This window comes from Actinomadura livida (assembly GCF_014648675.1).
In the GTDB taxonomy this organism is placed as follows: domain Bacteria; phylum Actinomycetota; class Actinomycetes; order Streptosporangiales; family Streptosporangiaceae; genus Spirillospora; species Spirillospora livida.
Map to the genome: position 1 here is coordinate 489,601 of NZ_BMRO01000002.1, position 527 is coordinate 490,127.

A 527-nucleotide genomic window follows, 5' to 3' on the forward strand; every position below is an offset into this window, starting at 1 on the left:
GACCAGCCGCCCTCGGCCAGCACCGCGACGGCCGCCTCCAGCAGCCGGACCCGCGTGGGCACCTCGTCGCCGGGCATCCGCCCCTCCGTTCTTGGTCGTCCGCTTTAAGCAACTGACCAAAACCACGGTACGCCGGATCTTTGCACCGTGCAACGTTCGGCGGAGAGGCCCCGGAAACGCGGAACGTCCCCGCGTCCGCCTGGTCGGCGGGGCGGGGACGCGGGGCGCGCGGGGTCAGGCGTCGCGGCGTTTGAGGAGGTAGGCGGCGATCGCGAGGAGGGCGAACGTCCACAGCGCGAACACGCCGTAGCCCTCCCAGGGCGACAGCAGGTCGTCCTCGCCCTGCCGCGCCGAGGTGATCAGGTAGCCCGCCTCGGACGGCATGTACCCGTAGACGTAGTCGCCGATCTTGCCGGGCAGCAGCATGGCCAGCGGCCCGACCACCAGCACCAGCCCGATGACGCCGGTGATGGCGCCGGCGGTGTGCCGCACGATCCCGCCGACGGCGAGGGAGAACAGCCCGAGCA

The 527-nt window shown here is 72.1% G+C and carries 1 pseudogene; it reads right to left on the reverse strand.

Features of this window, described 5'->3' with window-relative positions:
• Positions 1 to 234: 234 nt before the first annotated feature.
• Positions 235 to 527, reverse strand: a pseudogene (locus IEZ03_RS37595) (ABC transporter permease subunit); the annotation flags it as partial.